The sequence below is a fragment of the Methylomonas sp. Kb3 genome (assembly GCF_002834115.1).
GTDB lineage: Bacteria > Pseudomonadota > Gammaproteobacteria > Methylococcales > Methylomonadaceae > Methylomonas > Methylomonas defluvii.
The window spans coordinates 1-14,644 of sequence record NZ_PIZT01000067.1; the positions used below are offsets into that span (position 1 = coordinate 1).

General features: G+C 50.2%; 16 protein-coding genes. 11 read left to right on the forward strand and 5 right to left on the reverse strand.

Features of this window, described 5'->3' with window-relative positions:
* From CWO84_RS17075 to CWO84_RS17095, 4 genes are all read left to right on the forward strand, one after another.
* The coding region (locus tag CWO84_RS17075) for a DDE-type integrase/transposase/recombinase (protein WP_205800413.1) at nucleotides 1-379 on the forward strand (379 nt) is incomplete at its 5' end.
* 369 nt (nucleotides 380-748) lie between these two features.
* Entirely contained in the window at nucleotides 749-2,323 is a 1,575-nt protein-coding gene (locus tag CWO84_RS17085) for a hypothetical protein (RefSeq protein WP_033159043.1), read from the forward strand.
* Nucleotides 2,323-3,006, forward strand: a complete 684-nt coding sequence (locus CWO84_RS17090; RefSeq protein ID WP_033159044.1) for a hypothetical protein — start codon at nucleotides 2,323-2,325, stop codon at nucleotides 3,004-3,006. Before CWO84_RS17085 ends, CWO84_RS17090 begins: the two co-directional genes overlap by 1 nt.
* Before the next feature lie 2 nt (nucleotides 3,007-3,008).
* Nucleotides 3,009-3,977 carry a peptidoglycan-binding protein gene (locus tag CWO84_RS17095; RefSeq protein ID WP_051670449.1) on the forward strand — a complete coding sequence of 323 codons (969 nt, stop codon included), beginning with the start codon at nucleotides 3,009-3,011 and terminating at the stop codon, nucleotides 3,975-3,977.
* A 78-nt stretch (nucleotides 3,978-4,055) separates the two neighbouring features.
* Here the strand turns inward: CWO84_RS17095 and CWO84_RS17100 are convergent, their stop codons facing one another.
* The gene (locus CWO84_RS17100) at nucleotides 4,056-4,748 is read right to left on the reverse strand and encodes a hypothetical protein (protein WP_033159045.1); all 693 of its coding nucleotides are present in this window, start codon (nucleotides 4,746-4,748) and stop codon (nucleotides 4,056-4,058) included.
* 168 nt (nucleotides 4,749-4,916) lie between these two features.
* On the opposite strand from CWO84_RS17100, the gene CWO84_RS17105 reads away from it, so the two are divergent.
* The 4 genes from CWO84_RS17105 (at nucleotide 4,917) to CWO84_RS17120 (ending at nucleotide 8,708) form a co-directional block, all read left to right on the forward strand.
* Nucleotides 4,917-5,120 (forward strand): hypothetical protein, encoded by a 204-nt coding sequence (locus CWO84_RS17105; protein WP_033159046.1) that lies wholly within the window; start codon nucleotides 4,917-4,919, stop codon nucleotides 5,118-5,120.
* 71 nt (nucleotides 5,121-5,191) lie between these two features.
* Nucleotides 5,192-5,917, forward strand: a complete 726-nt coding sequence (locus tag CWO84_RS17110) for an ABC transporter ATP-binding protein (RefSeq protein WP_033159098.1) — start codon at nucleotides 5,192-5,194, stop codon at nucleotides 5,915-5,917.
* A complete protein-coding gene (locus CWO84_RS17115; RefSeq protein WP_033159047.1) occupies nucleotides 5,914-7,326 on the forward strand; it encodes a DUF3526 domain-containing protein in 1,413 nt (470 codons plus the stop codon). Before CWO84_RS17110 ends, CWO84_RS17115 begins: the two co-directional genes overlap by 4 nt.
* Nucleotides 7,323-8,708: a DUF3526 domain-containing protein gene (locus CWO84_RS17120; RefSeq protein ID WP_033159048.1), complete on the forward strand. Its 1,386-nt coding sequence runs from the start codon at nucleotides 7,323-7,325 to the stop codon at nucleotides 8,706-8,708. The genes CWO84_RS17115 and CWO84_RS17120 overlap by 4 nt, the downstream gene beginning before the upstream one ends.
* 62 nt (nucleotides 8,709-8,770) lie before the next feature.
* Here CWO84_RS17120 and CWO84_RS17125 read toward each other — a convergent pair whose 3' ends face one another.
* On the reverse strand, nucleotides 8,771-8,980 hold the full coding sequence (locus CWO84_RS17125) for a hypothetical protein (protein ID WP_033159049.1): 210 nt from the start codon (nucleotides 8,978-8,980) through the stop codon (nucleotides 8,771-8,773).
* Nucleotides 8,981-9,340: 360 nt separating this feature from the next.
* Here CWO84_RS17125 and CWO84_RS17130 point away from each other — a divergent pair, with 360 nt between their 5' ends.
* The 3 genes from CWO84_RS17130 to waaC are packed head-to-tail and all read left to right on the forward strand — an operon-like array spanning nucleotide 9,341 to nucleotide 12,361.
* Entirely contained in the window at nucleotides 9,341-10,267 is a 927-nt protein-coding gene (locus CWO84_RS17130; RefSeq protein ID WP_020483273.1) for a branched-chain amino acid transaminase, read from the forward strand.
* Nucleotides 10,268-11,347, forward strand: a complete 1,080-nt coding sequence (gene waaF / locus CWO84_RS17135; protein WP_101054075.1) for a lipopolysaccharide heptosyltransferase II — start codon at nucleotides 10,268-10,270, stop codon at nucleotides 11,345-11,347.
* Nucleotides 11,348-11,350: 3 nt separating this feature from the next.
* On the forward strand, nucleotides 11,351-12,361 hold the full coding sequence (gene waaC / locus CWO84_RS17140; protein ID WP_101054078.1) for a lipopolysaccharide heptosyltransferase I: 1,011 nt from the start codon (nucleotides 11,351-11,353) through the stop codon (nucleotides 12,359-12,361).
* A gap of 12 nt (nucleotides 12,362-12,373) precedes the next feature.
* Here waaC and CWO84_RS17145 read toward each other — a convergent pair whose 3' ends face one another.
* From CWO84_RS17145 to CWO84_RS17155, 3 genes are read right to left on the reverse strand one after another with little or no spacing between them, the layout of a single operon-like run.
* Nucleotides 12,374-12,892 (reverse strand): DUF3391 domain-containing protein, encoded by a 519-nt coding sequence (locus tag CWO84_RS17145; RefSeq protein WP_133120711.1) that lies wholly within the window; start codon nucleotides 12,890-12,892, stop codon nucleotides 12,374-12,376.
* 45 nt (nucleotides 12,893-12,937) lie between these two features.
* On the reverse strand, nucleotides 12,938-13,645 hold the full coding sequence (locus tag CWO84_RS17150; RefSeq protein ID WP_101054083.1) for an HD domain-containing phosphohydrolase: 708 nt from the start codon (nucleotides 13,643-13,645) through the stop codon (nucleotides 12,938-12,940).
* A gap of 9 nt (nucleotides 13,646-13,654) precedes the next feature.
* Nucleotides 13,655-14,215, reverse strand: a complete 561-nt coding sequence (locus tag CWO84_RS17155) for a DUF3391 domain-containing protein (RefSeq protein ID WP_101054086.1) — start codon at nucleotides 14,213-14,215, stop codon at nucleotides 13,655-13,657.
* Nucleotides 14,216-14,644: the final 429 nt, after the last annotated feature.

Consider the following 14,644-nt stretch of genomic DNA (forward strand, 5'->3'; position numbering starts at 1 on the left):
CGAGAAATGGCGCCGAAACCGAAGGTATATCGGTAAATTTCAACAGCCTGTTAAAGTGACCACGGACAGTAACCACAATGAGGCCATATCACCCAATAGGCTGGACCGCCAATTCAAAGTCGCTCAGCCGAATCAAGTGTGGACGACGGATATTACCTATGTCTGGACGCTACAGGGCTGGCTTTATGTCGCGGTCGTGATTGATCTGTTCTCCCGGCAAGTCGTGGGCTGGGCGATTGATGAGCACATGCAAACTTCGCTCTACGTCAAGGCCTTACAAATGGCCTTCTGGCGTCGTAAACCGCTACTTGGTCTGCTGCATCACTCGGATCGTGGTAGTCAGTTGCAAGTCGGGAATATCGCCAACATCTGGCCGTGATGCGCATGGAGCAAAGCATGAGCCGAAACGGAACGCTTTTTCCGTAGCTTGAAGCATGAACAGCTCAACTACGAAAAATTCAAAACCCAAGAGGCGGCAAAACTGAGCGTGATCGACTATTTGGCTTTTTCGATCGCAATCGACATTGGACTATCAATCTCCGATCGAATTCGAGCAGGAATTTTATTGAAACGCTGCCTGAACAGGTGTCCGGTTGTTGTTGACCATTACAAAGTAAAATGGATTTATGATGACGCAAAGGTCAGACTTGGCAAACAATTTACGAAACTTAGTTAGTCTGCTAGAGTTTCCCTCGAATTTGATTAGTTGTATTTGTTCTTTCTTCGATAAAAAGTGGCTGCCGTATCAATGTCTAACAGAAATCTAAATTATCAACTAGCTCTGTGGTCAGTAGTGAAGCTACCGCTTCAGATACTTTTCCTCGGCGGATCCATTTTGTTATTGGTTCTCCTGACCACTAAAATATTTTCTGGTTTAGGTTTAAGTGGCGCCCTAAACGGTTTGGCGGACAAATCGAGTCTACTCACGCTGATACTTGGACTAATTGCTTTGCTGGTTGGAATTTGCTTCGCCGCACTGTTATGGTGGTTGTCAGAACGTTTTTTCACTCTGATTAGCTCTGGCAAACTCACTCCAGAACAAGCGTCTTCGTTGAAAGACTTGCCGATGGGTTTACCCGAGGGATCTGTAAGGGCTATTCTCGCACTAATTGTCGCAGTGTTAGGAATACCCATTTTGATGTTTTCTGGATCCACAAGTCTCAAACCGGAAATTGCCGGGTACCTAAATGGAATCATCACCGGTGTATTTGGCTTCTATTTTGGTACACGTACGGGGGGAGCTCCCAGTCAAGCATTAAACCAGGTGGTAGATGCACAAACGCGTACGAAAGAAGCAGAAAAACAACGTGACGCTGCACAAGCAGATGCCGCAGCCAGTCAAGTAGCCGCAGCCGGTGCCACGCGAAAAGGTCAATTCAGTACCATACTCGAAAAATTGAATCGCCATCTCGCGCTTGCATCCACTGTATTGGATGTCATTGAGCCCCATCTACCGCCAAACTTATTACCAAAAGGATTTCGCGACACAGTCAAGAAAGCGAAAAATGCATTATCAGCCGTTGAAGGAATTTCAGGCGATACCGCGACAGACGATCATGTCAAATTATTGGAAGAAGCTACTAATGCTTTGATAGGCAACAAGCAGGATGACTCTTCCTGGCTGGGTGGATTGCTTCAAAAAGCGACTCCTATGTTATCGGGGTTGGAAATCGCGGGAGTCGGACTTGGTCCGCTCGCTGGCCTGGGTATATTGTTGTCGCTGGGCGTTAAATTGGGCGTTGCTCAGTACCAAAGGTGGCGCGCCAGGGTTCTTTCAGCGCCAATCGCAACCGGTCTAATTGAGTTTGGTACCGTGACTCCAGAGGAAGTGCGATCTGTTCTTATGGAAGCATCAATATTTAATAAGGTTTTAGCAAGTCAAAAAGACCAACCGGGGTTTGATGTTGATTTGGCAGACGCGGTTTTGCGCGACAATGCGTTGGATCGCTTGTGGGATCGATACGGTAACGACACACCCGCCAAGCTTGGCTTATTTGAAAGCCGTCAGCAATTAGTGGACGGCTTGAACCAGTTCCGCCAAATATTATTAGCTAGTCGCTCATTAAACGATGTACCGGAGAACGTACCAAGTCAAATTGCGAATGCTCTCAATCAATCCTCAATCGCAGAATTGCGAATTCCTGGTCCAATTACTCCAACGGTGGTCAACCAGCTAATTTCGACTGCCACGCGGGCTTCTGCTAAAGAATCCCTGCCCGAAGATGAAGATGCACAGGCCGCATTCGACGCTTTAGTTACGTTGGTCCACCACGCTCGCCAAGACGGTATCGACTTACCTGTGGTTCTTTCGGAGTTGAAGTAATGAAACTATTACTATTTGCTGTGATTACAATGGTTATGTCCGGGTGCTGTGGCCCAGTCTGGCAGCTCAGCGATTGGCAAGACCTCGAAAACGCTAAGCAATACGATGAAATAGAAGTCGAGGCTATCGATTCCGAATGCATTGCTCAAGACGGCAAAATGAACGAGGCTTGCCCGAAATTGTTTGCCATCCACGCCCGCGCGTGTTTGATACTAGCTCGGGCAGAAACGTCTGAGACAGCTGCTTGTCCACCATACACGGAATCAGCGCGGAAACGAATGGATTGTGCCGCTGCGGACTACGCCAAGGCACGGTCTGGAAACTTTTCAAATGACCAACTTATCGAGTTTTCCGAACACCAAGCTCGTGCACTTTATTGTGGTGCCAATTTCCGTACACGACCAGAAGGAGTACCATTGGCTCGAAAGGCAGTTGTTGAATTGTCAGGGCTCCCGCCCAATCCTCGCAGGGATCACCTAGCAGCCTCCGCCGAGCTTTTCCTAGCTGGGACTGATCAATTAAGCGCTGCAGACCGTTGTCAGTCAGCAAAGAAGGCGCTGCAGTTTACCAGCCGAGGCCTAGCAGATGGATCCGCATCGGTTGCGGTTACCGACGGCTTACGTGGTGCTCAGGCAGCCGCTAATCGAATTATTGACCAAATCAACAGCTGCCGGAGAGATTAAACATGGAGTTCACTCGCTATTTATCGTATCGCTTTCCGTTAATTCGCGGCGAGGATGTTCGTGCGGTGCAACAAGCATTGATTACGCTGCAAATTAAACCACCTTGTGGCGTTGCTGATGGTATTTTTGGCAGCGCTACAGAAGCGACGGTACTAGGCTTTCAAAAATATTTTAATAGTCAAATCATATCCGATGAGGACAATCTAACTGAAGACGGCATCGTTGGTCCCAAAACCTGGGCCGCACTTTTTCGGAGTACTGGCAATACAAATGTGATTGCGGCAAATATCCTGGCTGCGAGAAAAGCACTACCAGAAATACCTAAAAACTTTAGCTATACAGCAAAGACGCCACCTCCATTGAATCAAAACCAATGCCTTCGTGTGAAAACCTGGCTGATGAATAACTTCGGCCCTGAGATTACCAAAGCAATATCAGGAAAAGCGTATGATGTAGACATCGTATGCGCTATTGCGTGCAAAGAAACAGCAATAGAATGGCTAGCTTGGATCGATAAAATGCCGCCTGAACAAATACTTGCCCGTTGCGTATTTGACGCCAGTGGCGATTATCCCAATACCACCCGTAAAGCATTTCCGATCAACACTGCAGCCTTTTGTGCTCGTTATAACAAAGTTCTTACTGATCAACTAATCTTCGAGGCAAACCTTACACGTAGGCTGAAAAAATTTCAGGATAAAGAATGGGTTTACAAAGGATATGGAATTTTTCAATACGACTTACAGCACATTGTCGATGATTTAGAATTCTTTCGAGATAAGAAATGGTACAACTTTTCTGAATGTTTGAAACGATTGATCACAGAAATGGACAGTAAACTTCATGATGCTAAAGGCAATTTAGCTGAAGCGATTCGTCGTTATAATGGTTCCGGTCAAAAGGCTGAAGAATATGCAGTCCATGTATTGCAAATGACTGAATGGTGTCGTGTTACCTTAGCTGCTGCATAGATTATCTGAAAGCAGCGAAAAAGATTGATCTAGCCTACGCAGGTCGGTTGCCGAATAGACTTATCAATATCACTGTACTTAACCATCAATTCTTTCAATTTGAATATTGTGCAATGCTTTATGGAATGGTTCTGTAAAGCGTTCTCTATATTTCTCGTCTTTTGGCCCATGTAACATATCTGCTAGTTTTGGAAGATTTTTTAAATAGAGATGATCAATATGCCCCTCCTTCCGAGACACTTCTTCGTACTCAGTAATCATAGAGCTTAAAAAATCTCGCATTTTGGAAATCTCTTTACGTATTTCACTCCAAGCTTTAAACAAATCAGGTAGAGCATTGCCTTCTAGAATCAAAACCTCAAGCTCTAGTTGTAAGTCATTAATTACACCCATTTGTTCGATATAGTCTTCCCTTGGCACATAGGCGTCTATGACCGGAGCAGAAAACGCTGCGTTACGGCTCAATCCCGCTCTAAGCTCACGTCTCGCTTTTTTTACTCCTACATATGCTCTAACAAGGCTTTGTTGACATTTTGCGCGTAGTTCGCGCATAGCTTCGTGTTGTCGTTGTTGAGATATATAATTTTGAACTGCAATACCACCGGTTATACCGATAAGCGTAAGTTGGGCAACAAGCTTAGCAATCTCAAAACCCAATTCCTTTGCCTTATCTTCTCCATATGTTATCAACATCGTTGAAAGAAATATGGTGCTAATCAGTATTAGAGCAACCATCCATGTGGCATTCGATTTGATTTTTTTGGTCTTCACTAAAATAGCCTTATTCCGTATTTAAAATACAATCCGTCATTCAACAGGATTTTCATTTGCGGTCCATTAGATAGTTTAGGTATGTCAGCCAAAAAATGATCTGTGGCACGATAATTTTTTGACCTGGGTATGATCTTCTTTTCTGTATATCATTCGGCAGAGAAAATAATGTCCGCTAACAGCCAGGCTGCTGCCATTAAATCAGATCAAACGATAGTCCGCAACGGGTCGATAATGATCATTTACTATCGATTCATAAACAAATCAAATAGCGCACAATTGGCTATCACCAATACCCTGGCTCAGTATATCCAGGAAAATATCCCATTGGCACAACGCACCTATTACGTCAGTCTATCGTTAAAATACTAAACATGCCGGGCGCGGCGGCAGCCAATCCAGCTGACAGTCGCAGATCATTCACCTTAACCCAAATACCTTATATGAACGCAGAGCCCCCCGTATTGGCCGCCCGCAACCTGGTTGTCGAGTACCGACAACACCGTGCGGTCGATAATTTAAATTTACACATCCCCAAGGGCTGCGTTTACGCGCTGCTGGGTGGCAATGGCGCCGGCAAGTCGACAACCATCAGCACGTTTTTGACCTTCAACCAGCCCAGTAGCGGACAGGTGCTGATCGAAGGCGAATCGCCGCACGCCAATCCCGATCTGGTGCGGACGAAACTGGCCTATTTACCGGAAAACGTCGCGCTGTACGAGGTAATGAGCGGCTTGGAAAATCTGACTTATTTCTGCGCGCTGGCGAATATTCGTTTGCATGACGAGCAAGCCCGTCGTTTGTTACTGGACAGCGGCCTGCAAGCGGATGCTCACGGTAAACGGGTGGCGGCGTATTCCAAAGGCATGCGGCAAAAAGTGGGCTTGGCGATTGCCTCGGCGAAACAGGCCAAAGCCATGTTGCTGGACGAGCCGACCTCCGGCCTGGATCCCAGCGCGGCCAACGACTTTGCCCAACGCATCCGCGCCGCCGCCGATCAAGGCATGGCGGTGTTGATGGCCACCCATGATTTGTTCAACGCCAAGCAAGTCGCCGACCGCATCGGCATCATGAAAAGCGGCCGACTGGTGGAAGAATTCGACGCCCACACCGTGCAACACGACGAACTGGAGCAAAAATATCTGGCGCATGCCCGGGGGCTGGCATGATCAAAACCATCATTCGCAAGGAGTTTCTCGCCACACTGCGCGACGGCCGCTTGCTGACTTTGGGCATTGCCCTATTGCTATTGTTTGTCGGCTTTTTCCTGGCGTCAGCCTATGAATTGCAGCAATTGCGCGCGGAAAAACACCGCGTCGGCACCACCGCCAAGGAACAGTGGAATACTCAGAGCGTGAAAAACCCACACTCTGCCGCGCATTACGGCATCTACGTGTTTAAGCCGGACACGCCGGCGGCGGCTCTGGATCCGGGTTTGCGGCCGTATATCGGCCAGTCTTTATGGCTGGAGCCGCATAAGCGCAATCTGACCCGGTTCAGCCCGGCAGCGGACCAAGTGTTGGCCGGCCGCTTCGGCCAAGCCGCCACCAGCTTTGTGTTGACCGCGCTATTGCCGCTATTGATTGTGGCCTTGACTTTTAACTCGGTCAGCCAGGAACGCGAATCCGGCACGTTGCGGATGTTACACAGTTTGGGGGTTAACGCCGGCCAGTTGTTGTTCGGCAAATTGCTGGGCTTGCTGAGCGCGTTTGCCCTGGTCTTGGCACCGGCGCTGTTGGTAGCCGCCGTGATACTGCTGGGCCACTTCGCATTTACGCTGGACGACGTACTGCGCCTGCTGGTTTTGATGCTGCTGTTGAATCTGTACTACGGCGTCTTCGCCGCAGTCGCCATCGCCGCTTCCGCGTCTTTCAACACCAGCCGCACGACTTTGTTTTGCCTGCTGGGCTTTTGGTTGGCCAGCGTGTTTATCGCCCCGCGCCTGGGCGCCGTCACTGCGGAAATGCTGGCGCCCAATCCCAGCGCCAGCGAATTCTGGCGTGAGATCAAGGATGACATCGACCACGGTCTAGACCACGACGGCGACCATGAACAACGCGCCAAAGCCTTCGAAGCACAAGTGTTGGCGCAGTACGGGGTTTCCCGCAAGGAAGATTTGCCGGTCGGTTTCGTGTCCTTAAATCGCCAGCACAACGATGCCTATTCCGTTAAGGTGCACGCGCTGCATTTCGACGCCTTGCGCGACAATTTTATTAAACAACAACACTTGAGCCATCTGGCTTCCTGGCTAGGCCCCAGCCTGGCGCTGCGTTCATTGTCTATGACCTTAGCCGGCATGGATTTAGCACATCAACGGCATTTTGAGGACGCCGCCGAACAATATCGGCACTATTTTATCAACCTGACCGAAGACTGGGATCGCGAGCGTAGCCGCGGCACGGAGCGCAAGGCCACCGGCGCTGAGGCCGATTGGCGTAGCGTGGCGGACTTTAGCTATCAAGCCCCGGACATCGGCTTTGCCTTGCGCACCGCCGAGCTAGATCTACTAGTGCTATTGCTGTGGTTGGGTTTATCGGTGGGCTTATTGAGTCTTTCCGCTCGGAGGCTGGTGCCATGATGCAGTTAATCGCCATCGAATGGCTGCGTTTTAAACGCAACAGCTTAAATCTGTGGGTGACAGGTTTGTTTCTGCTGGTGATGCTGGCTAGCGCCGTTTGGTCGGGTTTGGCTGCGCGCGAATTCCGTCAACACGGCACCGCAGCCCCGCAGACCGTCAACGCGATGTCCAATCAAGCGGAGATGCATGACGCCCCGAAAGCGGCGGACCACACCCCCAAAGCCAATGCATTTGCCGCCAGCGCCGCCGCGCCGCCTTTGCGGCTGCCGGCCCTGAGCGGTTTGGCCTTGAGCGTGCGGCAACTGGATTTTTTAAGTACCGGCATCAAAATCTCCACTCGCAGCCGCCACACCGACGGCCGTAACAGCGATCAGTTGTTCAACCCGATGCTGCATGAGTTGGGCATGCTGGACTTTGCCACCGTGTTCGCGTTACTGACCCCGCTGATGGTGATTGCCTTGAGCTACGGCCTGGTGCAGGAAGACCGGGAGAGCGGCGTCTGGCGTTTGGTCTGCACGCAAATGTCGGCACCCTGGCGCTTGGTGTGTGCGGCGCTGAGCGTGCGGTATAGCGTGGTGGTATTGGCGGTTTTCAGCAGTTCGCTGTTGGCGCTATGGCTCGATCCGGCATTTAGCCTGGAAACGCTGGTTTATTGGCTGGCGTTCGCCGGCCTGTACACACTGGTGTGGTTTGGCATCGCCGGCTTGTTCCTGCTGCTGCCCTTCTCCTCTGGGGCGGCGGCCATCGGCATGCTGGGCGTCTGGTTGGTTTTGACCTTTGCCGGCCCGGCCTTGCTGACCTGGGCAGCCGACCAACATGCGCCGATGCCTTCCCGGCTGGATAGCATCATCGCCATCCGCCAGTTCCAGGAGCAAAACAATCAACAACGCCAAGCGCTGCTGACGCAGTGGTATAGCAATCATCCCGATCTGCAGCTGCCGCAAACCGGCAAAGAGTTACCGCGCGAAATCGCCGGTTTGCCGGCCGGTTTGGTTCTGGATCAACAGATCAGACCGGTGATGTACCGCTTCGACAGCACCCGCCAGGGGCAATTCGAGTTTTTGGAAGCGTGGTCCTGGCTGTCGCCGGCGCTGGCGGCCGTGCAAATGGCGGATAGGCTGGCCGGCATCGACGCGCCGCGCTATGCCGAATATATTCAGGCAGTCAATCACTTTGAAGATCAATGGCGCGACTATTTCGTCCCCAAGATCATGAGCGATAGCGCTTGGAGCGATGAACTGAGCCACGACCAACCGCGCTTTGCCTTTGCGTATCCGGCAAATCCGGCAGCCTGTCTAAGCTTGATTGCCGGACAAGCGGCGCTGGCCTTGCTGTTGTTGGCGGTGCTCTTCTTCTCACGCCGGCGCTTTGCCAAAGCCTAACGACGCTATTTGGCTAAAAGACGTCCTGGACGACGCTAGTCGTCCGGGTCGGCTACGCAACATTAAGCCACTATATTTCTGACGCATTGCCTGGCAAACACATTGATAGGCACGCTGCTGCTTAAATAGCGGTTGAACAATTCGTTAATCGTCAGCGGATTGAGGTATACATAAATGCCGCAACCGGTAATGGCGATAAACTGCCTGCTTAACGTTTCGATAAACACGATACGCAGGGTGCTAATTTCGTTGACTTCATTGCTTGTTTCCATGACGCTCTCCCGAATCTGCCGATTTGACTACTAAATGACCAGCATAAGTGACGCCAACTAACAAAAGCCTTTAAAAATCATAGCTGTAAGATTTTTCCAAATTTAGGCAACTTCTAAAAATTGACGCTGAGTTTAAGTTATCGCAAACAGCGCTTGCCGTCGGTAACCTATGCCACGTGGAATCAGTGAATTAATTCACCGGTGCCCACAATCCATCTTGGGCCTGCCAAACGCAGTCTCACGCCAAAATCAGGACTTCTGCGCAGCCGGTATTGCCGGAGAGCGCTTTATAGTACAATTTCCGTCACTTTTAAGCCGACGCGGCGCAGCAATAATCACTAAACAAAACAGGTTCAGATAATGGCAACGATGGATGATAGAGACGGGTTGATTTGGCTAGACGGAAAATGGGTTGATTGGCGCGATGCAAAAGTCCACGTCTTGACTCATACCCTGCATTACGGCTGTGGCGTCTTCGAAGGTTTGCGCGCTTATAAAACCGATGCCGGCACCGCGATTTTCAAACTGGCCGAACACACCGACCGTCTGTTCCGTTCCGCGCATATCATGAACATGAAAATGCCGTTTTCCAAGGAAGAGATCAATCAGGCGCATCGCGACGCCGTCGCCAAAAACAATCTGGACAGCGCTTATATCCGCAGCATGGTGTTCTTTGGTTCCGAAGGCATGGGCTTGCGCGCCGATAACCTGAAAGTCCACGTCATGGTCGCGGCCTGGACTTGGGGCGCTTATTTGGGCGCGGAAAACATGGAAAAAGGCATCCGCATCCGTACCTCGTCGTACACCCGCAACCACGTCAACAGTACGATGTGCAAAGCCAAGGCCAACGGCAACTACATCAACTCCATCCTGGCCCTTCAGGAAGCCTTGTCCACCGGTTACGACGAAGCCTTACTGTTGGACCACGAAGGTTTCTGCGCGGAAGGCAGCGGAGAAAACTTGTTCATCGTCCGTAACGGCAAAATCTATACGCCGGAAACGACGTCGGCTTTGGAAGGCATCACCCGCGACACCTTGATCACCATCGCCCGCGAACAAGGCTACGAAGTGATCGAAAAACGCATCACCCGCGACGAAGTGTATGTGGCAGACGAAGCCTTCTTCACCGGTTCCGCCGCCGAAGTCACGCCAATCCGCCAATACGACAACCGCGACATCGGTTCCGGCAGCCGCGGACCTATCACCGAAAAACTGCAAGCCCTGTATTTCGACTACGTGCAAGGTCGCCGCGCGGACCACAAGGAATGGCTGACGCTCGTTTCCTAAGTGGCGGAGCAAGCTTATAAAATCCTGGTCGTCGGCCCGTCCTGGGTCGGCGACATGGTGATGGCGCAAAGCCTGTTCATCACCCTAAAGCAACAACATCCCGACTGCCTGATCGATGTGCTGGCCCCGGCGTGGTCCTTGCCTCTATTGGAGCGCATGCCGGAAGTGCATAAAGGCCTGACGATGCCGTTGGGCCACGGGCAGTTTGATTTGCGGGGGCGAATCCGCATAGGCCGGGAACTACAAAACCAGCATTACGATCAGGCGATTGTACTGCCCAATTCCTGGAAGTCAGCCGTTATTCCGTTCTTTGCGCATATCCCCAAACGCACCGGTTTTCTCGGCGAACTGCGCCGCGGCCTATTGAACGATGTGCGCACGTTGGATAAGACTGTACTGACCATGACCGTGCAACGTTTCGTGGCGCTGGGTTTACCGAAAGAGGCGCCGCAGCCACCAACTTACCCGGTTCCGAAGCTGGCGATCACAATCGAGCAACAATTAGGCGTCTGCAAAAAATTCGAGATCACCGGCGCGGATTTAATCGAAATCCCCCACCCCAGCGCTCTGCTTGAGGGCTCGGAAGAGTTGCGCCCTATTGTCAGTAAAATCCTGGCTCTGTGTCCCGGCGCGGAATACGGTCCGGCCAAGCGCTGGCCGAGCGAGCATTACGCTGCTATAGCTAGGCAAATGGAAGAACAAGGCTGGCAAGTCTGGTTATTCGGTTCCGACAAAGACAAAGCCGTTGCGGAACAAATCAATGACCTATCGGGCGGCATTTGCCGTAACTTCGCCGGCATTACCTCGTTGGCGGATGCGGTGGACTTGTTGTCCTTGGCTGACGCGGTCGTCAGCAACGATTCCGGCCTGATGCACGTCGCTGCGGCACTGGATAAAAAACTGATCGCAGTTTATGGCTCTTCCGACCCCGGCTTTACCCCGCCGCTACATCCCGAGGCGAAGATTCTGGATTTAAACCTGGATTGTTCGCCGTGCTTTAAGCGAGAGTGTCCGTTGGGCCATACTCGCTGCTTAACGGAAATTCGGCCGGAGCAGGTAATGGCGGCGTTGGAAGCCTGAGCGATGAAAATTGCCATCGTCAAATTGTCGGCTTTGGGCGACATCGTTCATGCGATGGCAGCCTTGCAATTCATCAAAGCCGCCTTACCGCTGGCGCAAATCGACTGGATAGTTGAAGAACGCTTCGTCGGCGTACTGGCCGACAATCCACACCTGGATAATATTTTGGGTGTGAATTTAAAAGCCCTGAAAACCGACAAATGGCGTGTCTTTGCCGAGATAAACAAAATACGTACTTATGCCGAGCAGGGTTACGACTTAGTGCTGGATGCCCAAGGTTTGATTAAGTCCGCAGTAGTCTCGCGCTTGCTGTCGGCCAATTGTGTGGGTTTCGATCAAGCCTCAATCCGGGAAAAATGGGCGGCGTTGTTCTATAGCCGGCATGTCGCCTACCCTTACGACGCCAACACCATCGATCGCAATGTCGCCGTGCTGACCCAGCCGCTGGGTCTGCATGTAACAACTGAGCAAATCCAGGCAAAGCAGCCGTTTTTGTTTTTTCAGCCGCCGCAAACGGCCTTGGATGAATATTTTCTAACCGATCAACCCAACATCATTCTGGTCATCGGCTCAACTTGGCCCAGCCGTAACTACCCATTAGAAAAATTTCTACAGGTCATCTTCGGCCTGGAAGCTAATTTTCTGATCAGTTGGGGCAACGAGAAGGAGCACTGGATGGCGCAATGGCTGGCAGAACGCAGCCTGGCGCGGGTATTACCGCAATTAAGCCTCAATGATTTGAAAGCGGCGCTGGCCAAGGCCGATTTAGTGATCGGTAACGATACCGGACCGACGCATATGGCCTGGGGTTTAAACCGGCCGTCGATTACCTTGTTCGGGCCAACGCCGATCAGTCGAATTTATCAAACCGCCATCAATAAAGCCTTGAAGTCGCCTTCACCGGTCAATCCGTTCAAGCTGGATAAAAACGATTTTTCCATTGCCGAAATCGACCCGCGTGCTGTCATTGCCCTGAGTAATGAGCTGTTAAGCAAGACCCAACAACTCGCCTGAGTGATTGGCTGCCTAAGTCCTTTCCAGTTCGACAAACATTTTCAGTAACTCGACAATCGGTTCGTCACTAGCCAACACCCTGATTATCTTGGTCTGATTTTGCCGCTCATCCGCCAGATCAAGCAGGCGCTCATGAAACAGCAGTTGTTTCTGCGGATTGGTGATCACCTTCACTAACGGTTGCAAGGGCGATTGTGAGTTTTCCTGGACCACCACCGCCAATTCATCGGTCTGCAATTCGACGATGCAATTCACTGGGTAAGCAGAATCGCTTTCCTCGGCGCAGCTGCGCATCTCCGCAGCCGCAGGGCTGCCGAAATCGATTATGTCGGTTTCAGCGGGCTTATCCACGTCGATACCTTTGCCGGTATCGATAGAAACGGTTTGGCAATACTCTTTTAAGGTATTAATTTGTTTATCAGATGAAATCAGAAATTTAGTTCTGAAAAAAGGGGTATCTAGCCACTTCCGATCGGTGCCGCAAACAAACATACCTTTTCTGAGCTGGTTAATATTAATTTTTTTAACCATGTTGAAAAACAATATCCAAGGAAGATAATTTACAGAACTAAACCCTTAGCCAACTACCACATATTCTTTCGTAAACTTGCCGTCTTGATAATACTTGGCTAAATCGACACCACAATCCTGCGGCCTTATCACCTGTTTGACACCATAGCGCTTACCGCTTGCATCGGCAATATTCAAGGACAAATCGAGTATCTTCTCTTCAATAGGATTTTTATTGCCATCTTGAATCAGCAATATTTTTGGCTTAAGCCTATCGGCCTTATTTTGCTCGACTATTAAGCCGACTTCACCGCTGCTCAATTCCACTAAATTACCTTGCGGATAAAATCCGATGCAATTGATAAATTGCGTCACATAATTAGCTTCAAATTGCTGTCCCATCCCTTTTACCAAAATTCCCAACGCCATAAGATGCGGCTTACCACGCTGATACACCCGGTCACTGGTGATGGCATCGTAGGTATCGACCACCGCTACCAGCTTGGTAAATATCGATAGTGTGGTTTTGTTCAAACCTCTCGGATAACCGGTGCCGGCCAAATGCTCGTGATGATCGTAGGCAACGTCAACAGCGCCGGGATAGACATTACGAGCCGACATTAACACGTTGCGTCCGTAGAGCGTGTGCTTACGCATGATGTCCATTTCATAGTCTTCTAAAGAGCCCGGTTTATTAAGGATTTCCAGCGGCACTTTCATTTTACCGACATCGTGCATCAAGCCGCAAAAACCCACTTTATTCAGATCTTCCATCGAGAAATTCTACTCCCGACCCAACAGAATAGACAATATGCAAACATTCATACTATGTTGCGCAGTATATTGATCCTGATCTTTAATTTGGGTCAGCAACAGCATCGTATCGGGGTTTTCCAATACCTTATCGACGCACTCGGAAACAGCTTGTTTAACCTCACTGACACTAAATTGATTCCCAAAACGAATATCGTCCATCACCGTTTTAATTAAATTACCGGTGCGTTGAAAGGTATTGGCGGTTTGGTTAAAAGATCGCGCAAAGCTCAGATGTTTACGCGCTTCGGTATTTCTGGTGGGAATCGCCCCGGAGAAGGATTTTTGGTATTTGACATCGATATAGACATAATCACAAATCGCCTGGATGGCTTGAATATCCGCATGACTTTCAATCACAATTCTATCCAATAAAAAAGGTGAATCCGCCGTTGGCGCTTCCAGACGGCTTACGCACATACCCACTCTCAGCTCATATACATGAATTCTGAGTATTCCATCCTCTTTATCTGCCATACCAATCCAATCGGGGATTTGTAGAAATCCAAAAATTTGAAAAATAGCCGCCAAAACGGCATCAAGGAAAATTGTGTCCGACAGGCCTCGGACGCCAGTTAGCCAGCATACCTAGTTCACCCGATCTTGTCCGAACAAAAAGCCCGCAAACCGGCGGCGGATCACAAATCCAATAGGCTTTTTAGTATAGGCGAAGCAGATTTTATCGTGGCCTAATATCTTGGATTTGAGTGACACGCCTACAACCGATTTGCTAATCGCTTTCGGTTCAAGTCACCGCCTTTGGCGCCTTCGATTATTGACCCGACATAACCTCAAACTGAAGCCCAGCCTTTATAGCCGTTGGCAAATTAAGAATTGCTTGATTTTTGTATTGGTTTAAACTGGCAGCTCGCCGATATTGACTGTTTAGGCACCAGAGCAGACCAGCCAGCGCGGATCTTGAGCTCTAAAGCCTGAAAATGGGCTATCAATTAAGTCTTG

Coding starts and splice junctions, on each gene's coding strand:
- CWO84_RS17085 (WP_033159043.1), top strand. CDS start 749: ATGTCTAACAGAAATCTAAATTATCAACTAGCTCTGTGGTCAGTAGTG.
- CWO84_RS17090 (WP_033159044.1), top strand. CDS start 2,323: ATGAAACTATTACTATTTGCTGTGATTACAATGGTTATGTCCGGGTGC.
- CWO84_RS17095 (WP_051670449.1), top strand. CDS start 3,009: ATGGAGTTCACTCGCTATTTATCGTATCGCTTTCCGTTAATTCGCGGC.
- CWO84_RS17105 (WP_033159046.1), top strand. CDS start 4,917: ATGTCCGCTAACAGCCAGGCTGCTGCCATTAAATCAGATCAAACGATA.
- CWO84_RS17110 (WP_033159098.1), top strand. CDS start 5,192: ATGAACGCAGAGCCCCCCGTATTGGCCGCCCGCAACCTGGTTGTCGAG.
- CWO84_RS17115 (WP_033159047.1), top strand. CDS start 5,914: ATGATCAAAACCATCATTCGCAAGGAGTTTCTCGCCACACTGCGCGAC.
- CWO84_RS17120 (WP_033159048.1), top strand. CDS start 7,323: ATGATGCAGTTAATCGCCATCGAATGGCTGCGTTTTAAACGCAACAGC.
- CWO84_RS17125 (WP_033159049.1), bottom strand. CDS start 8,980: ATGGAAACAAGCAATGAAGTCAACGAAATTAGCACCCTGCGTATCGTG.
- CWO84_RS17130 (WP_020483273.1), top strand. CDS start 9,341: ATGGCAACGATGGATGATAGAGACGGGTTGATTTGGCTAGACGGAAAA.
- waaC (WP_101054078.1), top strand. CDS start 11,351: ATGAAAATTGCCATCGTCAAATTGTCGGCTTTGGGCGACATCGTTCAT.
- CWO84_RS17145 (WP_133120711.1), bottom strand. CDS start 12,892: ATGGTTAAAAAAATTAATATTAACCAGCTCAGAAAAGGTATGTTTGTT.
- CWO84_RS17150 (WP_101054083.1), bottom strand. CDS start 13,645: ATGGAAGATCTGAATAAAGTGGGTTTTTGCGGCTTGATGCACGATGTC.